Source organism: Roseateles sp. YR242 (assembly GCF_900109745.1).
Classification (GTDB): Bacteria; Pseudomonadota; Gammaproteobacteria; order Burkholderiales; family Burkholderiaceae_C; genus Roseateles.
Genome location: NZ_FOAV01000009.1, coordinates 1 through 18,721, shown reverse-complemented (window position 1 = coordinate 18,721; position 18,721 = coordinate 1). Strand labels below are relative to the sequence as shown.

17 protein-coding genes and 1 other RNA gene are annotated in these 18,721 nt (G+C 64.9%); 7 read left to right on the top strand and 11 right to left on the bottom strand.

From position 1 onward, the window contains the following. Positions 1-13: 13 nt before the first annotated feature. On the bottom strand, positions 14-766 hold the full coding sequence (locus BMY53_RS16680) for a glycosyltransferase (protein WP_092947631.1): 753 nt from the start codon (positions 764-766) through the stop codon (positions 14-16). A gap of 107 nt (positions 767-873) precedes the next feature. Between BMY53_RS16680 and BMY53_RS16675 the strand changes: the two genes are divergently transcribed. Continuing rightward, entirely contained in the window at positions 874-1,629 is a 756-nt protein-coding gene (locus tag BMY53_RS16675; protein WP_092947630.1) for a DUF4254 domain-containing protein, read from the top strand. Then, positions 1,626-2,621 (top strand): lipopolysaccharide heptosyltransferase I, encoded by a 996-nt coding sequence (gene waaC / locus BMY53_RS16670; RefSeq protein ID WP_092947629.1) that lies wholly within the window; start codon positions 1,626-1,628, stop codon positions 2,619-2,621. The genes BMY53_RS16675 and waaC overlap by 4 nt, the downstream gene beginning before the upstream one ends. Here the strand turns inward: waaC and lapB are convergent. The 10 genes from lapB to gyrA form a co-directional block, all read right to left on the bottom strand. Beyond that, positions 2,591-3,748 carry a lipopolysaccharide assembly protein LapB gene (gene lapB, locus BMY53_RS16665; RefSeq protein ID WP_092947628.1) on the bottom strand — a complete coding sequence of 386 codons (1,158 nt, stop codon included), beginning with the start codon at positions 3,746-3,748 and terminating at the stop codon, positions 2,591-2,593. The genes waaC and lapB overlap by 31 nt on opposite strands. After that, complete coding sequence (locus BMY53_RS16660; protein WP_092947627.1) at positions 3,738-4,025, bottom strand: LapA family protein; 288 nt, start codon at positions 4,023-4,025, stop codon at positions 3,738-3,740. The genes lapB and BMY53_RS16660 overlap by 11 nt, the downstream gene beginning before the upstream one ends. A 30-nt stretch (positions 4,026-4,055) precedes the next feature. After that, positions 4,056-4,364 (bottom strand): integration host factor subunit beta, encoded by a 309-nt coding sequence (locus tag BMY53_RS16655; RefSeq protein WP_092947626.1) that lies wholly within the window; start codon positions 4,362-4,364, stop codon positions 4,056-4,058. A gap of 215 nt (positions 4,365-4,579) precedes the next feature. Beyond that, positions 4,580-6,259 (bottom strand): 30S ribosomal protein S1, encoded by a 1,680-nt coding sequence (rpsA, locus tag BMY53_RS16650; protein WP_092947776.1) that lies wholly within the window; start codon positions 6,257-6,259, stop codon positions 4,580-4,582. Between the two features lie 225 nt (positions 6,260-6,484). Next, positions 6,485-8,536: a bifunctional 3-phosphoshikimate 1-carboxyvinyltransferase/cytidylate kinase gene (locus tag BMY53_RS16645; RefSeq protein WP_092947625.1), complete on the bottom strand. Its 2,052-nt coding sequence runs from the start codon at positions 8,534-8,536 to the stop codon at positions 6,485-6,487. An 83-nt stretch (positions 8,537-8,619) separates the two neighbouring features. After that, positions 8,620-9,600 carry a prephenate dehydrogenase gene (locus tag BMY53_RS16640; protein ID WP_092947775.1) on the bottom strand — a complete coding sequence of 327 codons (981 nt, stop codon included), beginning with the start codon at positions 9,598-9,600 and terminating at the stop codon, positions 8,620-8,622. Positions 9,601-9,714: 114 nt separating this feature from the next. Beyond that, the gene (pheA, locus tag BMY53_RS16635; RefSeq protein WP_092947624.1) at positions 9,715-10,839 is read right to left on the bottom strand and encodes a prephenate dehydratase; all 1,125 of its coding nucleotides are present in this window, start codon (positions 10,837-10,839) and stop codon (positions 9,715-9,717) included. Then, the gene (gene serC, locus BMY53_RS16630) at positions 10,832-11,953 is read right to left on the bottom strand and encodes a 3-phosphoserine/phosphohydroxythreonine transaminase (RefSeq protein WP_092947623.1); all 1,122 of its coding nucleotides are present in this window, start codon (positions 11,951-11,953) and stop codon (positions 10,832-10,834) included. Before serC ends, pheA begins: the two co-directional genes overlap by 8 nt. A 13-nt stretch (positions 11,954-11,966) precedes the next feature. Next, the gene (locus BMY53_RS16625; RefSeq protein ID WP_092947622.1) at positions 11,967-12,602 is read right to left on the bottom strand and encodes a DUF2059 domain-containing protein; all 636 of its coding nucleotides are present in this window, start codon (positions 12,600-12,602) and stop codon (positions 11,967-11,969) included. Next, positions 12,599-15,274 (bottom strand): DNA gyrase subunit A, encoded by a 2,676-nt coding sequence (gene gyrA / locus BMY53_RS16620; protein WP_092947621.1) that lies wholly within the window; start codon positions 15,272-15,274, stop codon positions 12,599-12,601. Before gyrA ends, BMY53_RS16625 begins: the two co-directional genes overlap by 4 nt. 286 nt (positions 15,275-15,560) lie before the next feature. Here gyrA and ompA point away from each other — a divergent pair, with 286 nt between their 5' ends. The 5 genes from ompA to BMY53_RS16595 form a co-directional block, all read left to right on the top strand. Beyond that, positions 15,561-16,220: an outer membrane protein OmpA gene (gene ompA / locus BMY53_RS16615; protein ID WP_092947620.1), complete on the top strand. Its 660-nt coding sequence runs from the start codon at positions 15,561-15,563 to the stop codon at positions 16,218-16,220. A gap of 179 nt (positions 16,221-16,399) precedes the next feature. Further along, positions 16,400-17,101 carry a bifunctional 2-polyprenyl-6-hydroxyphenol methylase/3-demethylubiquinol 3-O-methyltransferase UbiG gene (ubiG, locus tag BMY53_RS16610; RefSeq protein ID WP_092947619.1) on the top strand — a complete coding sequence of 234 codons (702 nt, stop codon included), beginning with the start codon at positions 16,400-16,402 and terminating at the stop codon, positions 17,099-17,101. Positions 17,102-17,183: 82 nt separating this feature from the next. Further along, the gene (gene gph, locus BMY53_RS16605; protein ID WP_255370247.1) at positions 17,184-17,903 is read left to right on the top strand and encodes a phosphoglycolate phosphatase; all 720 of its coding nucleotides are present in this window, start codon (positions 17,184-17,186) and stop codon (positions 17,901-17,903) included. Positions 17,904-17,927: 24 nt separating this feature from the next. Beyond that, positions 17,928-18,301: a transfer-messenger RNA gene (gene ssrA, locus BMY53_RS16600) on the top strand. Positions 18,302-18,491: 190 nt separating this feature from the next. Then, positions 18,492-18,721 (top strand): transposase (locus tag BMY53_RS16595; RefSeq protein WP_143074110.1); only part of this gene is annotated, 230 nt, incomplete at its 3' end.

Sequence of the window (18,721 nt, the reverse complement as noted above, 5' to 3'; positions counted from 1 at the left end):
AGGGTCGGTAGACCTATTCGTGCCAGTGGTCGGCAATCCACGGGGCCGGCAACGGCCGACGCCAATTGCCGTTGCTGCGGCCCGCCAACGCGTCCGGCGGATTCATCACGCCGTGGAAGATCAGGATCCGGGCGCCGGCCGGAATGCCGGGGGCCTGCCAGTAGTTCAGCGGCCAGCGCGGGATGCAGTGGTATTTGAAGCTGGCGCACCAGCGCGGGTCCCAATACTTCAGCTGGCCCTTGCGGCTGATCTCGTCCGAGAGGTAGGCCTGCTCGTTACGGAACTGCGTGCGGATGCTCTCGAAATCGGTGCGGAACCGGGCCAGCACATCGGCATGGGCGCCGAGGGTGAAGCGGTAGACCGAGGAGTTGCCGGTGATGCGCCAGGGGCGCTTCCAGTCATGGATGATCAGGAACTCGCCGGGCACCTCGAAGAACGGGGTGATGTCGTCCACGATCACCACGTCCAGGTCCAGGAACAGCGCTGTGCCGCGCAGGCCGTGCAGGTCCGCCTCGAAGGTGGTGAGCTTGGTCCAGCCGCGTTCGGGGATGCCTTCCGGCAGCGCCAGCGCCGGGATGGGCAGGCACTGCACCTCGGAACGGATGCCTTCGCTGCGGTCGGTCAGGCAGACGAATTTGAAGTCGCCGCGCAGGTGGCGACGCACCATCGCGTACAGCCGGTTGACGTACTCGGGGCCGTACTTCGTTCCCCATTTCATGCAGAGGATGACACGCTGGGCGTCGGGGGACTCAGGGCTTGTAGACATGTACGGGGAAGATAGCCCACCGCTATCGGCTGGTTTGGTTGGCGATTCTACCTATTGGGGTGGGTTGCCGGCCGGAACCGGAGGGCAGGCCGAGCCGACTCCGCGATATGAATATTTCTGCACCCATTCCAGACCCCACGGTGGCCTCCATTCCCCTGCGGGCCGTCGAGGTCGTGCGCCGTCACGATCACTGCCTGACGATCGCGGGCTGGCCCGAGACGCCCTTCGCGGAGCCGGAAGACAGCCTGTTGTGGTCGTGGGTGCAGCGCAATCACGACTTCAATGCCCGGCTGTGGGCCGAGGAAGATCTGGCGCGGCGCACAACCGTCGCTGCCGAAGACATCGCCGCAAACAAGCGGGCGATCGATCAGTTCAATCAGGCCCGCAACGATGCGATCGAGCGCATGGACGAGCTGATGCTGCTTCAACTGGGGCTGCTGCATCCGGTGAGCGGGGACCCCACGCAGAGGCTTTCCGCTCCCGGCGCCACCGTCAGCACGCGGCTGAACTCCGAGACGGCGGGGTCCATCATTGACCGGCTCTCCATCCTGGCGCTGAAGATCCGCGCCATGGGCCAACAGGCCGTGCGCAGCGACGTGGACGAGAACCACCGCGCGCACTGCAGGATTCGTCTGCAACGCTTGCGTTGGCAGCGTGAGGACCTGGCCGGCTGCCTGGATGCGCTGCTGGCTGACACGAAGGCCGGGCGTGCCTGCTTCAAGCTGTATCGGCAGTTCAAGATGTACAACGATCCCCAGCTGAACCCGGCGCTGGTGGCGGAGCAGCGTTCGATCGGAGGCGGTCAGGGGGCGGGTCAGGCGGATCGCCACCGCGATGACGGCCCGCAAGGCCTGCGGCCATGAGCGTGCGCGTCCTGGTGGTGAAAACCACGTCCATGGGGGATGTGGTTCATACCCTTCCTGCGGTGGAAGACCTGCTGCGGGTGCATCCCGATGCCCGCATCGACTGGCTGGTGGAAACGCCCTTCGCGGCCATTCCCCTGCTGCATCCGGGCGTGAACCGGGTGATCTGCCAAGCCTGGCGCCAGTGGCGAAAGGCGCTCGGCCAACGCGCCACCTGGCAGGCGTTGAAAGAGGCCCGTCGGCAGGTGCGGGCCACCCCCTACGACCTGGTCATCGATTTCCAGGGGCTGGTCAAGAGTGCCTGCTGGGCGCTGCAGGCGAGGGGGCACCGCGTGGGCTTTGGCATCGGCAGCAGCCGTGAGGCCTTGGCCAGTGTCTGTTATCACCAGCAGGTCACGGTGCCCCGCGCGATGCAGGCGGTGGAGCGGTATCGCCGGTTGATGGCGGCCGCCCTGGGGCGGTCATTTGATGCATCGCTGCCGGCCCGCTTTGGGCTGGCCGTGCCGTCTGAGTGCGCTTGGCAGCCGCCGGCGCGGCCCTACGCCGTGCTCATGCCTTGTGCCAGCCGGGTGGAGAAGCTGTGGCCACTGCCGCACTGGCTGGCGGTGGCCCGTCAATTGCGTGAGGCAGGCCTGAGTCTGGTGGTGCTGTGGGGCAATCCGGCGGAGGAGCAATTGGCGAGGCAACTCGCCTCGCCGTCTGGCGCAGAGGTGCCGCCACTGCTGGATGTGCGGGCCTGTGCCTCGATCATTGCCGAGGCATGCCTCGCCGTTGGGTTGGACACGGGTTTTACCCATCTGGCCGCCGCTTATGGGCTGCCGACCGTGGGCTTGTACTGCGACCATGACCCGCACCTGGCGGGTTTGACCGGGTCTGACCCGGCGCGGGTCTACAGCCTCGGGGGCAAAGGCCGGCCCCCGGACGTGAACGATGTTCAGGTCGCAGTGGCGCTGGCCCTGGCTCAGAGTTCTTCGACCCAGCGGGGCGGGTAGCTGTCCCAGCTCAGGCAGCCGGGGCATTGCCAGAAATAGTGCTGGGACTCAAAACCGCAGGCGGCGCAGCGGTAACGCTGCAGCGGCCGCACAGCACGTTGCAGTGCGCCACCGACCAGTTGGGCTTCATCCTCGTTGAGTGGCTGTTGGCGCGCCTGGCTCTGTTGCAGCAACTGGGTGGCGGCGGACAGGGCCGGCTCGACACGCAGGTGTTCCGCGAGGCGGCGGCGTTGCGCTTCCGGGGCGGGCTCCAGCAGTGCAATCGCCAGCAGCAGGGCCATGCTGGGGTGGCGCTTGTATTGCGCTTCCAGCAGCGCCAGCGCCTGTGGCACGGCTTGGGTGGCCATGGCGGCTTGGGCGTATTCGCGCGCCACCAGGTTGAAGGCGTCAGGGTTGGCCTTGAGCAACTCGCCGTAGATGGCCATGGTGCCCGCCTGATCGTTCTGGCGGGTCAGCATCTGGCCCAGCAGCACAAAGGCGCGGGCAGATTGCGGGGCGCGCTGGCGGGCCCGGTCCAGCCATTGGCGGGCGGTGGCGAGGTCCTGGCTGCTTTGTGCTTCCAGCGACAGTTCGCACCAGTAGTTGGCAATGCGGCTGGCGAAGGAGCCGGTGCCCGTCGCTTCCAGGGCTTCGGCAACATCCGCGGCCTTGGCCCACTCGCGTGAGCGCTCATACAGGGAGAGCAGGGCCAGGGCGGCTTCGCGGTCGAAGGCCGTGCCCTTGAGGGCCTCGTAGGAGGTCTCGGCGCGGTCGAACAGGCCGGCCTTGAAGAAGTCTTGCGCCAGTGCGTACTGGGCGCGGTCGCGTTCGTCCTTGGGCAGGTCACCGCGCGAGAGCAGGTGCTGATGCACCCGCACCGCACGTTCGTACTCCCCCCGGCGGCGGAACAGATTGCCCAGTGCAAAGTGAAGCTCGGAGGTGTCCGGGTCGGCTTGCACGGCTTCGATGAAGGCGTCGATGGCCTTGTCCTGCTGCTCGTTGAGCAGCAAATTCAGGCCTTTGAAGTAGGCGCGTGGTGCGTCGCGCTGCTCGCGCTTCCATTGGCGGGAGTCCAGCTTGGACGCCAGCCAGCCGAGCCCGAAGACAAGGGGGACGCCGATCAGCAACCAGCTGAGATCAAATTCCATCGGGGAGCTTGGGGTCGGGAGAGGGAGGGGGCGGCAGATCATCCGCCGGTGGGAGCCCGCGGGCGGCGGCGCGCTTGTGGCGCCACCAGGCCGGCACCATGGCCAGCACGCCGAAGGCGCAGCCGAGCGCAAAGGTCAGCAACACCACAATCACCATGGGAGCGCGCCATGCCTGGCCGAAGAACCAGTGCACGATCACCTCCTGGCTGTTGTTCAGCGCGAAGGCAAAGAGGGTGAAGAACAGGAAGGCGCGGAAGAGCCAGACCAGGATTCGCATGGGCGCGATTCTAGGCGGGCGCGAGCCCGATCAAGATGCAGCGTTGTCGTCTACCGGCAGTTGGGCATCCACAGCTTCGCGCAGGGCCTTGCCGGGCTTGAAGTGGGGAACCAACTTTTCGGGGATCAGCACCTGCTCGCCGCTGCGCGGATTGCGTCCGGTGCGGGGAGGGCGACGGTTGATGGAGAAACTGCCAAACCCGCGGATCTCGATGCGATGGCCACGGGCCAGGGCATCGGACATCGCGTCCAGGATGGTCTTGACCGCGAACTCCGTGTCTCGTTGTGTGAGCTGGCTGAATCGCTCGGACAAGTGGGCCACCAGGTCGGATCGGGTCATGGTTATGGGAATCTTGAAGAACAACAGGCCCGCAAATCGTTGCGAGCCTGTCTGAGGGCGCTGCTGCAGCTTTCAGCCTAACTCAGGCCTCAAGCACAAAGCACCAGTAAAAGCCTGAATCTCCGCGAAATAAGCAACGCCGTTGAGCATTACTGCCAGCACGGAACCCGGTCGCTTCCTCCGGGGAAGGAGGGAAGCGACTGGGGGGCTTTTTATCAGCCTTGGTTGTCCAGCTTGGCGCGGAGCAGGGCGCCGAGGCTGGTCGTACCAGCGTTTTCACGCTCGTTCGACTGCGACAGGCGGCTCATGGCTTCCTGCTGGTCGGCGTTGTCCTTGGCCTTGATGGACAGCTGGATGCTGCGGGTCTTGCGGTCAACGTTGATGATGATCGCGGTGACTTCTTCGCCTTCCTTCAGCACGTTACGGGCATCTTCCACGCGGTCGCGGGCGATTTCCGAAGCGCGCAGGTAGCCGGTGACGTCTTCACCCAGGTCGATTTCAGCGCCACGAGCGTCCACGGCCTTGACCTTGCCGGTCACCGACATGCCACGGTCATTGACCGAGACGAAGGTCGAGAACGGGTCGCCGTCCAGCTGCTTGATGCCCAGCGAGATGCGCTCGCGCTCGACGTCCACAGCCAGCACGATGGCTTCGACTTCCTGGCCCTTCTTGTAGTTGCGGACAGCCGTTTCGCCAGGCTCGTTCCACGACAGGTCGGACAGGTGCACCAGGCCGTCGATGCCCTGGGCCAGGCCCACGAACACGCCGAAGTCGGTAATCGACTTGATCGGGCCCTTGACGCGGTCGCCGCGCTTGACGTTCTCGGCGAACTCTTCCCACGGGTTGGCACGGCACTGCTTCATGCCCAGCGAGATGCGACGCTTGTCTTCGTCGATCTCCAGGACCATGACTTCCACTTCGTCGCCCAGGGAGACAACCTTGGAAGGCGCCACGTTCTTGTTGGTCCAGTCCATTTCGGAGACGTGCACCAGGCCTTCGATGCCGGGTTCGATCTCGACGAACGCGCCGTAGTCGGCGATGTTGGTGACCTTGCCGAACAGGCGGGTGTTGGCCGGGTAGCGGCGCGAAACGCCGAACCACGGGTCGTCGCCCAGCTGCTTCAGACCCAGCGAAACGCGGTTCTTTTCAGCGTCGAACTTCAGGACCTTGGCGGTCAGTTCTTGACCCACCGTCACCACTTCGCTCGGGTGACGGACACGGCGCCAGGCCATGTCGGTGATGTGCAGCAGGCCGTCGATGCCGCCCAGGTCCACGAACGCACCGTATTCGGTGATGTTCTTGACCACGCCGTTGACGATGGCGCCTTCGGTCAGCGTTTCGAGCAGCTTGGCGCGCTCTTCACCCATGGAGGCTTCGACCACCGCGCGACGCGACAGCACAACGTTGTTGCGCTTGCGGTCCAGCTTGATGACCTTGAATTCCATGGTCTTGCCCTCGAACGGGCTCATGTCCTTCACCGGGCGGGTGTCCAGCAGCGAGCCGGGCAGGAAGGCGCGGATGCCGTTGACCAGAACGGTCAGGCCACCCTTGACCTTGCCGGAGACGGTGCCGGTGACGAACTCGCCGGATTCCAGCGCGTTTTCCAGCGACAGCCACGAAGCCAGACGCTTGGCCTTGTCGCGCGACAGGATGGTGTCGCCGTAGCCGTTTTCGATGGCGTCGATGGCCACCGAGATGAAGTCGCCGACTTGGACTTCGACTTCGCCCTGGTCGTTCTTGAATTCTTCGACGGGAACGTAAGCTTCAGACTTCAGGCCGGCATTCACCACCACAAAGTTGTGCTCGATGCGCACCACTTCAGCCGAGATGACCTCGCCCGTGCGCATGTTGGCGCGCAGCAGCGATTCCTCGAACAGGGCGGCAAAAGATTCCATTTCGGACATTTGATATTTCCTTGCCAGGCACAGAGCGTCCGGCGGCTTGAGAGTCAAGCAGCCTGATCCGAGAGGTGCGCGGGCGTGTTGTGCAAGCGGACTTGCGGGTTAGGTTGTTGAACACGTCACCCCCAAAAGACTGGCGCAGAAGATCTGGCGTCCTGGGCACCTGTTGACAAGTACCCGGAGGGAGGAGTGACGCTCCTGTTTGCGAACGGGCCGGGTTCAGTGAGGGAACGGGCGCTTCGTCTGCCACCAGCTCAACACCAGATCCTTTGAAGCCTCAATGGATTGGGTGGAGTTGTCCAGCTCGATCGCGTCCGCAGCTGCCTGCAGCGGTGACGCACTGCGACCTTTGTCACGGGCGTCACGCGCTTCCAAGTCCGCGCGCAAGGCGGCGATGTTAGCCGGGATTCCTTTGGAAATCAATTGGTTATGCCGGCGCTCGGCGCGCGTTGCCGCGCTGGCCGTGAGGAAGACCTTGAGCGCCGCCTCCGGGAAGATGGCCGTGCCCATGTCGCGGCCGTCGGCCACCAGGCCGGGCAGGCGGCGGAAATCCAGCTGCAGCTGGTGCAGCGCCTGGCGCACCGGCGGGTGCGCGCCCACCTGGGACGCCATCAGCCCGGTGGCCTCCTGGCGCAGTTCATTGCTGACGTCTTCGTCGTCCAGCAGCACGCGGCCTTCTTCAAAGCGCAGGTCCAGGGTGGGGACCAGGGCGGCCACGGCGTCGCCGTTGTTCAGGTCCAGGCCGGCGCGGTGCGCGGCCAGGCCGGTGACGCGGTAGAGGGAGCCGGAATCCAGTACGCCGTAGCCGAGCGCGCGGGCCACTTCGTCGGTCAGTGTGCCCTTGCCGGAGGCCGTCGGGCCGTCGATGGTGATGACGGGGATGTCGGCCGGGCGGGCCTGGACCACGCTGAACAACGTCTCGAAGTAGTCCGGAAAGGTCTTGGCCACGCACTGCGGGTCCAGGATGCGGACCGGCACTGCGTTCTCGCCACGCCCGGCGATCAGACCGTTGAAGGCGGCCAGGGAGAAGCACATGGCGACCCGGTGATCGTCATAGGTATGGATGGCGGCGGGCGTCCAATGCTGGAGCGGGTGCACACGCAGCCAATCCGGACCCTCCTCGACCTGGGCGCCCAGCTTGCGCAATTCGGTGGCCATGGCGGCAATGCGGTCGGTTTCCTTGACACGCCAGGAAGCGATGTTGCGCAGGGTGGTCGGGCCGTCGGCATACAACGCCATGACGGCCAGGGTCATGGCGGCGTCCGGGATGTGGTTGCAATCCAGGTCCAGCGCACGCAGCGGCCAGGCACCGCGGCGCACTTCCAGCCAGTTCGGGCCCATGGTCACGGCCGCGCCCATGGCCTGGGCAGCATCCACAAAACGGACGTCCCCCTGCACGGAACTCGCGCCCACGCCTTCAATGCGGATCGGCGCGTTGTCGGCGGCGATGGCGCCCAATGCCACGAAGTAAGAGGCGGAGGAGGCGTCGCCCTCGACATGCACGGCGCCCGGGGAGGCGTAGCGGCTGCCCGCCGGGATCACGAAGCGCTGCCAATGGTCATCGCGCTGGACATGCACGCCGAAGCGGGCCAGCAGATCCAGGGTGATCTGCACGTAGGGCTTGGAGATGAGCTCGCCGGTGACCTCGATGACGATGTCGCGGCCGGGGTGGTGGCTGGAGGCGTTGGACGCCCCGGCCACCAGCGGCAGGGCCAGCAGCAAGGCGGTGAGAAATTGGCTGGAGACGTCGCCACGCACCCGGACCGGCGCTTCCAGGCTGAGCGAGGCCGGGCCGTTCAGGCGCAGGGGCGGATAGCCCTCCTGGCCCAGGCAGTCGATAGGGCAGCCCAGGGCGCGCAGGGCGTCCACCAGGTCGCCAATCGGGCGCTCATGCATGCGCGGCACGCCGGAGAGTTCAAAGCGGCCGCCCTGGGTGGCGGCCAGCAACGCCAATGCGGCCGTCAGCGGGCGCATGGCCGTGCCGGCATTGCCCAGGAAGAGCTTGGCCTCCCGGTTGCGCAGGCGGCCACCGATGCCGGTGACGGCCAGCACGCCATCCTCGCGGTGGTTGAGCACGCAGCCCAGCTCGCGCAGCGCGGCCACCATGACCTTGGTGTCGTCCGAATCCAGCAGGTCGTGCACCAAGGTCTCCCCTTCCGAGAGACCGGCCAGGAGCAGGACGCGGTTGGAAATACTCTTGGAGCCGGGCAGGCTGACGGTACCGGCGGCGCCACGCAGCGGCGGCAGGTCGAGGAAGGCGGTCTTGTACATGGCGGAGCCTATCGGACGGCGTGAGCGGGTGGTTCAGCGCCCATTGTCGGGCTGCAGGAGGCCAAGCGGCCTTCCCGAGAGAACTACTTTGACTTCGGCGGGACCGGTGGGGTGCTCAGCTGCCACTGCGACCGGCCTTCGGCGGCCTGTCGAATGATGGCTTCCAGCCCGGAGTTGTCGCCCTTCTGGATGGCCTGCTCCAGCGTGTCCAGTGCTTCGCGGAACTTCTGGGTCTGGGACAGAAGTTCGGCCTTGTTGGCGATCAGGATGTCCCGCCAGATGGTGGGGTCGCTGGCGGCGATGCGGGTGAAATCGCGGAAGCCGGGGCCAGCCAGGCTGAGGAAGTCGCGGCCGGAGGGCTGTTTGGAGACGGCGTTGAAGTAGGCGTAGGCCAGCAGATGCGGCAGGTGGCTGACGGCAGCAAAGGCCGCGTCATGGTTGTGCGGTGCCATCTTGAGCACCTGGCAACCCAGGGCGGACCAGAGGTCCGTGGCCTTTTGCACCATCTCAGGGCGAGTCTGTTCCAGCGGGGTCAGGATGACCTGGCGGCCCTGGTAGAGGTTGGCATCGGCGTGCTGCACGCCTGCGTTTTCCTTGCCCGCGATGGGGTGCGCGGGCACGAAGGTTGGCAACTGCTTGCCCAGGGCGCGGCGGGCGGCATCCACCACGTCCCCCTTGGTCGACCCCACATCCATCAGCAGCACTTCGCTGTGGATCAGGTGGCGGATGGCCTTGAGGGTGGACTCGGTGGCCGACACCGGCACGGCCAGCAACACGATGTCCGAACCCGAGACCGCCAGCAGTGCTGACTCTGCGGCCAGATCGATCACGCCCATGCGCCGTGCCGTCTCCGTGGTGGAGGGCGACTTGCTGTAGCCCACCACCCGGCGAACCAGCCCGGCTTTTTTCATGGCGAGTGCAAACGAGCCGCCCATCAGGCCACACCCGATCACACCTAGTTGATTGAACGTCGCAGACACCGCTTTTTTACCCGCCTTGCTACCTGTTTTACTGGCGGCCTTGCCAGCCGCCTTGTCGCCGACCCTGTCGGCTGAGTTGCTCATGACGGTGGCATCCCATGTGCCATCCACCGAGCTCCCTGCTGTGTTGCCTGTCCTGTTTGCCGTCTAGCCATCCAGATTGTGCTGCCCTGTTGCCTTGATTCCCTGCTGACCGGTTCAGGTCTTCAGGGGATAGGCACCGATGACCTTGAAGAACGCGCACAGCTCACGCAGTTCGGCCAAAGCCGCCGCCACGTGGGGCTGTGACGGATGTCCGTCCAGGTCAATGTAGAAGTAATACTCCCACTGGCCGGTCCGTGCCGGGCGTGATTCCAGGCGTGTCATGGACACGCCGTGATTCTTGAGCGGAACCAGCAGGTCATGCATGGCACCCGGGCGGTTGTGCACCGACACGACCAGGCTGGTGCAGTCCCGCCCGCTGGCCGGCGGCATGGCCATGGTCTGCGGCAGGGTGATCACGGCAAAGCGCGTGCGGTTGTAGGCCTCGTCCTGGACCGCATGGGCCACGATGTGCAGGCCGAACAGCGGCGCGGCGCGTTCACTGGCGATGGCAGCCCAGGCCGGATTGGTGGCGGCCAGGCGCGCGCCCTCGGCATTGCTGGAGACGGCACGGCGCTCGGCGTTGGGCAGGTGCTTGGAGAGCCAGTTCTGGCACTGCGCCAGGGCCTGCGGGTGTGCCAGCACGGCCTCAACGCCCTCGAGCGAGTTTTCCTTGCGCAGCAGGTTGTGGCGGATCAGCAGGCTGACCTCGCCCACCTGGTGGGTGGGGGTGTGCAGGAAGAGGTCGAGCGAGCGCGTCACGACGCCCTCGGTCATGTTCTCCACGCCCACCACGCCGTATTGGGCGCTGCCGGAGGCGGTGGCGTGGAAGACCTCGTCAAAGCTGTTGCAGTAGATCAGGTCGGCGGCGCCGCCGAAGTACTCGATGGCGGCCTGCTCGCAGAAGGTGCCGAAGGGGCCCAGCACGGCCACGCGCTGCGGCGACTCCAGCGCCAGGCAGGCGGACATGATCTCGCGCCAGATGGCCGCCACATGCTCGCCCTTGAGCGGGCCGGGATTGTTGGCCTTGATCTTGGCGATGACCTGGGCGACGCGGTCCGGGCGGAAGAACGGGGTGCCGTCGCGGCGCTTGATCTCGCCGACCTGCTCGGCCACATGGGCACGCTTGTTCAGCAGATCCAGGAGTTGACTGTCCAGCGCGTCGATCTGGTCGCGCAGGACCAGCAGTTCCGGACTGGCGACCGGCACGGGCGTGGAGGAGGAATCGGTGGCGTCAGCCATGTTGGGTCTCGAAGTCCTTGAGGTAGCTCACCAGAGCCTGGACACCCTCCATCGGCATCGCGTTGTAGATCGATGCCCGCATGCCGCCCACCGACTTGTGGCCTTTGAGTTGCAGCAGCCCGCGCGCCTTGGCACCCGCCAGGAAGTCGTCATTCAGACGTTCGTCGCGCAGGAAGAATGGAACGTTCATCCGCGACCGCGCCTGGGGCGCGACACGGTTCTCATACAGCGACGAGCCGTCCAGCGCCTGGTAGAGCAGGGCGGCCTTGTCGATGTTGCGTTGTTCGATCGCGGCCAGGCCGGTCTTGCCGGCGTACTGGAAGCGTTTGATCCACTGGAACACCAGGCCGGCCACATAGATGGCGAACGTCGGCGGGGTGTTGAACATGGAGTTGTTCTCGGCCACTGTCTGGTAGTTGAAGGCCGAGGGGCAGATGGGCAGCGCACGGCCCAGCAGGTCGTCGCGCACGATGACCAGCGTGAGGCCGGCCGGGCCGATGTTCTTCTGGGCACCCGCGAAGGCCAGGCCCACCCGGCGCCAGTCCACCGTGCGCGACAGGATGTGGGAGGAACAGTCGATGGCCAGTGGCGCATCGCTGCCCAGGGCTTGCAGGTCCGGCAGGTCGTGGAACTCCAGGCCGTCGATGGTCTCGTTGGTGCAGACATGCACGTACGAGGCCTCCGGCCGCAGCTTCCAGGCGGAGGGGCTGGTGAGTGCCTCGTAGCGGCCGGCGGCGTTGGCACTGTCTGCGGCGATCTGCACGTCCGCATAACGGCGTGCCTCGCCAGCGCTCTTGCGCGACCATGAGCCGGTGACCACGACATCCACCGCGCCACCGCGCGACAGATTCATTGGCACGATGGCGTTTTCACCCAAGCCCCCACCCTGCATGAACAGGATGCGGAAGTCGGATGGCACCTGCAGCAGCTCACGCAGGTCGCGTTCCGCTGCTTCGTGGATGGCACCGAATTCCTTGCCGCGGTGACTCATCTCCATGACGCACATTCCGCTGCCCTGCCAATCCAGCATCTCCGCGGCGACCTGCGACAGCACCTCTTCAGGCACTGCGGCAGGGCCGGGGGAGAAATTGAAAGGGCGGCGGGTGGAGGTCATGAAGCGCGCTTCCTTACTTCTTCGGCGCGGGGGCAGGGGTGGGGGCGGGTGTCGGCTTGGCGGCCGGCTTGGCACCGGAAGCGGCGCCGGCCGGCGGCGTGTCCAGACCCAGCTGCTTGGCGATATTGGCCTGCAGTGCATTGAACTTGTCGTCCAGCACCTTGCCGTTGTCGTCAATCAGCTTCTTGGTGTAGGCCGCCTGCAGCTCGGGTGCGGCTTCAGCGAACTTCTTGCTGACCGGCGATTCCAGCCAGGCCACCAGTTGCTTCAGCTCTTCTTCGGTGAAGCGCTCGTCCAGCGTTGTGCCGATGGTCGAGGCCTGGATCTGCTTGCCCTTTTCGATCAGCGCAGGGCTGTTGTCTTCCATGAACTTGCGCAGGGAGGCGTCAATGGACTTGGCCGTCGATTCGCGCTTGTCTTCCGGCAGGCGGCGGATGGCGGGCATCAGCTTCTGCGCCAGATCGTTCACCGGACGGCTCAGCACGCCCACCGTCAGTTGCTCGATGGCGGGCTGTTGCAGCTTCAGCACCTTGTTGATCAGCTCGCGCTTGGCGGGCGAGGTGTCGGCCTTCTGGGCGAACGCCAGGGGGGAGATCAGCAGGGCGGCGGCGAGGGCGCCGACTTGTACGGACTTCAGCAACAAGGTCATTCCTTCACGTCAGGTTCGGAGGTGTCGCCCGTGGCGGGGTTGCCATCGGTGTCGGTCGGCGGGACATCGCTGCCATCGCCGGTGGTTTCATTGGCGTCGTTCTCGACGATGCGTTGCAGGCCCGAGAGCTTGGCGCCTTCGTCCAGCGAAATCAGGGTCACGCCTTGTGTGGCGCGGCCCAGCTCGCGGATTTCCGACACGCGGGTACGCACCAGCACGCCGGTATCCGTGATGAGCATGATTTCATCCTCAGGGCGAACCAACGTCGCAGCCACGACCTTGCCGTTGCGTTCGCTCTGCTGGATGGCAATCATGCCCTTGGTACCCCGGCCATGGCGCGTGTATTCCACGATGCTCGTGCGCTTGCCGTAACCGTTTTCGGTCGCGGTCAGCACGCTCTGGCTTTCGTCCTCGGCCACGAGCATGGCGATCAGGCGCTGATCGGGCTCCAGCATCATGCCGCGCACACCGCGGGCCTGGCGGCCCATCGGGCGGACATCGTCCTCGTCGAAGCGCACGGCCTTGCCGCCGTCGGAGAACAGCATCACGTCGTGCTGGCCGTCGGTCAGCGCGGCGCCGATCAGGTAATCGCCGTCATCCAGGTCCACGGCGATGATGCCGGCCTTGCGCGGGTTGCTGAAGTCCTTCAGCGAGGTCTTCTTGACGGTGCCCAGCGCGGTGGCGAAGAAGATGAAGTGGTCTTCCGGGAAGACGCGGAACTCGCCCGTCAGCGGCAGCACCACGTTGATCTTCTCTTCCGGCTGCAGCGGGAACATGTTCACGATGGGCTTGCCGCGCGCGTTGCGCGAGCCCTGTGGCACTTCCCAGACCTTCAGCCAGTAGACCCGGCCGCGGTTGCTGAAGCACAGCATCCAGTCGTGGGTGTTGGCGATGAAGAGCTGGTCGATCCAGTCGTCTTCCTTCGTGGCGGTGGCCTGCTTGCCGCGGCCGCCGCGGCGCTGGGCGCGGTATTCGCTCAGCGCCTGGCTCTTGATGTAGCCGGTGTGCGAGAGCGTCACCACCATGTCGGTGGGGGTGATCAGGTCTTCGGTGCCCAGTTCCTGGGCGTTGTGTTCGATCACGCTGCGGCGGGCGCCGAGCTTGGTCTGGCCGAATTCCTGACGCACGGCGATCAGCTCTTCGCTGATGATGGTGGTCACGCGGGATGGGGTCGCGAGGATGTCCAGCAGATCGGCGATCTGGGCCATCACGTCGCGGTATTCGCCGACGATCTTGTCCTGCTCCAGGCCGGTCAGGCGTTGCAGACGCATCTGCAGGATTTCGCCAGCCTGGTCGTCAGACAGGCGATAGAGCCCGTCCGCCTGCATGCCGTACTGGGCCGGCAGGCCTTCAGGACGGTAGGCGTTGGCGCCGCCCACGGCTTCGTTCTCCGAGCGGGTGAGCATCTCGCGCACCAGCGACGAATCCCACGAGCGGGCCATCAGCTCGGCCTTGGCCACCGGCGGGGTGGGGGACTCGCGGATGATCTTGATGAATTCGTCGATGTTGGCCAGCGCAACGGCCAGGCCTTCCAGCACGTGGCCACGCTCGCGCGCCTTGCGCAGTTCGTAGACGGTGCGGCGGGTCACAACTTCACGGCGGTGCTCCAGGAAGACCGTGATCAGGTCCTTCAGGTTGCACAGCTTGGGCTGACCATCGATCAGCGCCACCATGTTGATGCCGAAGCTGTCTTGCAGCTGCGTCTGCTTGTAGAGGTTGTTGAGTACCACCTCCGGCACTTCGCCGCGCTTGAGCTCGATCACCACGCGCATGCCGGACTTGTCGGACTCGTCCTGGATATGGCTGATGCCTTCGATCTTCTTCTCTTGGACCAGCTCGGCAATGCGCTCCAGCAACGTCTTCTTGTTGACCTGGTAGGGGATCTCGTCAACGATGATCGCCTGGCGCTGGCCGCGGTCGATGTCCTCGAAGTGGACCTTCGCGCGCATTACCACCTTGCCACGACCGGTGCGGTAGCCTTCACGCACGCCGCTCAGGCCGTAGATGATGCCGGCGGTGGGGAAGTCGGGCGCAGGAATGATCTCCATCAATTCTTCGATGGGGCACTCCGGGTTCTTCAACGCATGCATGCAGGCGTCGACCACCTCATTCAGGTTGTGCGGCGGAATGTTGGTGGCCATGCCCACCGCGATACCGGATGACCCGTTGATCAGCAGGTTGGGCAGGCGTGCCGGCAGGACCAGCGGTTCTTTTTCGCTGCCGTCATAGTTGGGCCCGAAGTCGACGGTTTCTTTGTCGATATCGGCCAGCATTTCGTGGGCGATCTTCGACAGACGGATTTCCGTGTACCGCATGGCGGCGGCGTTGTCGCCGTCCACCGAGCCGAAATTGCCCTGGCCATCCACCAGCATGTGGCGCAGCGAGAAATCCTGCGCCAGACGGACGATGGTGTCGTACACGGCGCTGTCACCGTGCGGGTGGTATTTACCAATGACGTCACCGACGATACGCGCCGACTTCTTGTAGGGGCGGTTCCAGTCATTGTTCAGCTCGTGCATCGCGAAGAGCACACGCCGATGCACTGGCTTGAGGCCGTCACGCGCATCGGGGAGGGCACGCCCCACGATCACGCTCATGGCGTAATCGAGGTATGAGCGGCGCATCTCCTCTTCGAGGCTGATCGGCAGGGTTTCCTTGGCGAACTGGGTCATGCGCGGCAGGCCGCGCGCATGGGAACGCCGGCCTCTGGATTGAGCAGAAGAGCGGCATTGTAAGTGCGCCCGCTTGTAGTGCTTGCGCAACAGCTTCGTGATCGATCGCGGTGCACCTTGCGAGAATGAAATCGTCTGGATGCCCTATGGCACAATCGGTTCGTCCCTAGGAGAAACCCTCGGTCGTGTGGAGTAGTGCGCGTGATCGGCGGTTACTGCTGAGGTTTTTAAGTTCCGACATTGGACATTTCGCAGGGCAACTGCGGCTTTCCTTGAGAGGAGAATCATGAAGAAATTGAACCGCGTGGCGTCGCTCTTCGCTGTCGCCGCTTTGGCCACCTCGGGTGCAATGGCCCAGACCGTGGACAACTGGCGTGCAACGGACGGCACCGTTTGGAAGAACGGCACCAACGAGCTGTGCTGGCGCGATGCCTTTTGGACACCGGCTACTGCCGCCAAGGATTGCGACGGCGCACTGAAGGCTGCACCGAAGGTTGAAGCTGCTCCTGCAGCGACGCCGGAAGCGCCGGCTCCTGCCCCTGCGCCGGCCCCTGTGCCTGTGCCGATCGTGGCGCCGAAGCCCACCAGCGAAAAGGTCACTTACGCTGCTGACGCTTTCTTCGACTTCGACAAGGCTGTCCTGAAGCCGGAAGCGAAGCAGGCTCTGGATGATCTGTCCGGCAAGACCGGCGACATCAACCTCGAAGTCATCATCGCCGTCGGCCACACCGACAGCGTGGGTAGCGACGAGTACAACCAGAAGCTGTCGGTTCGCCGTGCTGATGCCGTGAAGGCCTACCTGGTGAGCAAGGGCCTGGAAAAGAACCGCGTCTACACCGAAGGCAAGGGCGAAAAGCAGCCTGTGGCTGACAACGCCACCGCTGAAGGCCGCTCGAAGAACCGCCGCGTCGAAATCGAAGTGGTCGGTACCCGCGCCGTCAAGTAATCGCCTGTCTTCCTGGCCCGCAAGGGTCGGGTTGTGAAGCGATTCAGAAACCCCGCTGGCTGCAAAGCCCGCGGGGTTTTCTTTTGTGCCTGCCCTCCCGCGCTGGCCGCGCATCCGTATCAGGGCCGCCTCGGCTTGCGGGAGTTATGCAGCGGTTCCCTCAGCTACCATTGCGACCCATGGCGAACGTCGATGCAAACGAACTCGCGAAATTCAGCGAGCTGGCCCACCGTTGGTGGGATACCGAAAGTGAATTCAAGCCCCTTCACCAGATCAACCCGCTACGGCTGAACTGGATTGACGGGTACAGCCCGCTGGCCGGCAAACAGGTGCTGGATGTGGGCTGTGGCGGCGGCATCCTGGCCGACGCCATGGCGCGCAAGGGTGGCAAGGTGCTGGGCATCGACCTGGCGGTGAAGTCGCTGCGTGTGGCGGAGCTGCATGCGATGGAGGCGGGCACCGAGAACATCGCCTATCAGGAGATTGCGGTGGAGGACCTGGCAGCACAGCGCCCGGGTCAGTACGACGTGGTCACCTGCATGGAGATGCTGGAACATGTGCCCGATCCCGCCTCGGTGGTGAATGCACTGGGGCAACTGGTGAAGCCGGGCGGCTGGGTGTTTCTGTCCACGCTGAACCGCAACGCCAAGTCGTTCATGCTGGCCATCGTGGGTGCGGAATACCTGCTGCGCATGCTGCCAGCCGGCACGCATGAATATGGCCGTTTCATCCGACCTTCCGAGCTGGGCCAGATGTGCCGCGATGCTGGCCTGGAACTGCAGGGCGCGAAGGGATTGACCTTCAACCCACTGACGCAGCGCTACAAGCTGGGTTCGGACACTGATGTGAACTACATGCTGGCTTGCCGCCGACCGGGATGAGGGGTCAGGTCATGCTGACCCACAGATTGCAGGGATTTCACTTGTCCCCTTTGAAGGGGGCGACGTTCATGAGGTCGGCGCTGTGAATACCGTGCTCCTGCACACCCCGGTGGGGGCCTCACTGTCCACTGAGATACGAGCGGTGCTTTTCGATCTGGATGGCACCCTGGTGGACAGCGCGCCGGATCTGGCGGGCGCTACGAATGACATGCTGCTGGCGCGGGGCCTGCCCGAGGTGCCGTTTGAGCGGCTGCGTCCCATGGTGGGGGCGGGGGCGCGCGGCATGATGGGTGTGGCCTTTGGTGTCACGCCGCAGGACGAAGCGTTTCCCGCGCTGCGTACCGAATTCTTCGACCGTTATGAGGCGCGGCTGCTGCAGGCCACGCGGCCGTTTGCCGGCATTCCCGAGATGCTGGCGGGCCTGGCTGATGCGGGCTTGAGCTGGGGCATTGTCACCAACAAGATCGAGCGGTTTGCGTTGCCGCTGGCGCGCGGCCTGGGCTGGGGTGACGTGGCTTCTGCCGTGGTGGGTGGAGACACCACCGGCCATGCGAAGCCGCATCCGGCGCCCCTGCTGGAAGCAGCACGCCGGGCGGGCGTGGATCCACGGCACTGCATCTACGTGGGTGACGACGCGCGAGACATTCTGGCGGGGCGCGCGGCGGGAATGCCCACCGTGGCGGTGCGCTGGGGCTACCTGGGGCAGGGTGAGCCGATCGACGCCTGGGGGGCGGATGTGATCATTGACGCGCCGGCAGATCTGCTGCTGTGGCTCAAGCGCTCATCGGCCTGCGGTGGCTGACGTATACTGGCAGCACGCTTCAATGGGGGCGACCTGGTTTCGACGTGGGTTCTGATGCGTCGCAGGGCATGCCGAGGACCAGTCACCTCGTAAATCCATCTGGAAACACAGTAACTGCAAACGACTCTACGTTCGCACTCGCCGCTTAATTGCGCGTGAGCCTCTCAACGGTTGGCCTATGGGCCGGGTCTGCGCCGCAAGGCAATGACTGAGAGGTTAATCACATAGGCTGGTTTGTGTCCGGGCACCTTGGGCACAGATGAGATTTAGGGGGCTGGCTTGTTGGGTAGCGTGCTGCTGCGCGACCCGACAGGCGAGATTCAAATCAGACAGCTACGCATGTAGAACTGTACGAGGATGGCTCGCGGACGGGGGTTCAATTCCCCCCGCCTCCACCAAATTTGAAAGGCCTGAACGGTGACGTTCAGGCCTTTTTGTTTGGACCGTGACCAGCAAATCCGCAACTGCCCGCCCATCTTTCCCTGGCGGTTGACCAGTTCGGTGGTAAGCGGTCAATGAACCGCGTCCTTGAGCTGCGGGCCGTGAGCTGACAACGTACGTTCCCACGTAGACGAACGTGGGAACGTAGTGACGGAAGATCTGGAAGAGCTCAAGCGCCGGCTGGTGGTCGGGCACAAGCGCGACGGGCGCAGTGTGTACGACGAGACGGCGAAGTCCGAGTTGGTGGCGCTGTGCCTGCAGCCAGGCGCTTCGGTGTCGCGCCTGGCGCGCGATTGCGGGGTCAATGCCAACCAGGTCGGCCGCTGGCTGCGCGAGCACGGTCATAGTCGTCGCGTGCGTCAGGTCGTCGCCAAGGC

Coding starts and splice junctions, on each gene's coding strand:
- BMY53_RS16660 (WP_092947627.1), bottom strand. CDS start 4,025: ATGCGAATCCTGGTCTGGCTCTTCCGCGCCTTCCTGTTCTTCACCCTC.
- BMY53_RS16655 (WP_092947626.1), bottom strand. CDS start 4,364: ATGACCCGATCCGACCTGGTGGCCCACTTGTCCGAGCGATTCAGCCAG.
- BMY53_RS16625 (WP_092947622.1), bottom strand. CDS start 12,602: ATGACCTTGTTGCTGAAGTCCGTACAAGTCGGCGCCCTCGCCGCCGCC.
- serC (WP_092947623.1), bottom strand. CDS start 11,953: ATGACCTCCACCCGCCGCCCTTTCAATTTCTCCCCCGGCCCTGCCGCA.
- ubiG (WP_092947619.1), top strand. CDS start 16,400: ATGGCGAACGTCGATGCAAACGAACTCGCGAAATTCAGCGAGCTGGCC.
- BMY53_RS16675 (WP_092947630.1), top strand. CDS start 874: ATGAATATTTCTGCACCCATTCCAGACCCCACGGTGGCCTCCATTCCC.
- lapB (WP_092947628.1), bottom strand. CDS start 3,748: ATGGAATTTGATCTCAGCTGGTTGCTGATCGGCGTCCCCCTTGTCTTC.
- rpsA (WP_092947776.1), bottom strand. CDS start 6,259: ATGGAATCTTTTGCCGCCCTGTTCGAGGAATCGCTGCTGCGCGCCAAC.
- BMY53_RS16640 (WP_092947775.1), bottom strand. CDS start 9,600: ATGAGCAACTCAGCCGACAGGGTCGGCGACAAGGCGGCTGGCAAGGCC.
- ompA (WP_092947620.1), top strand. CDS start 15,561: ATGAAGAAATTGAACCGCGTGGCGTCGCTCTTCGCTGTCGCCGCTTTG.
- pheA (WP_092947624.1), bottom strand. CDS start 10,839: ATGGCTGACGCCACCGATTCCTCCTCCACGCCCGTGCCGGTCGCCAGT.
- waaC (WP_092947629.1), top strand. CDS start 1,626: ATGAGCGTGCGCGTCCTGGTGGTGAAAACCACGTCCATGGGGGATGTG.
- gyrA (WP_092947621.1), bottom strand. CDS start 15,274: ATGACCCAGTTCGCCAAGGAAACCCTGCCGATCAGCCTCGAAGAGGAG.
- BMY53_RS16645 (WP_092947625.1), bottom strand. CDS start 8,536: ATGTACAAGACCGCCTTCCTCGACCTGCCGCCGCTGCGTGGCGCCGCC.
- BMY53_RS16680 (WP_092947631.1), bottom strand. CDS start 766: ATGTCTACAAGCCCTGAGTCCCCCGACGCCCAGCGTGTCATCCTCTGC.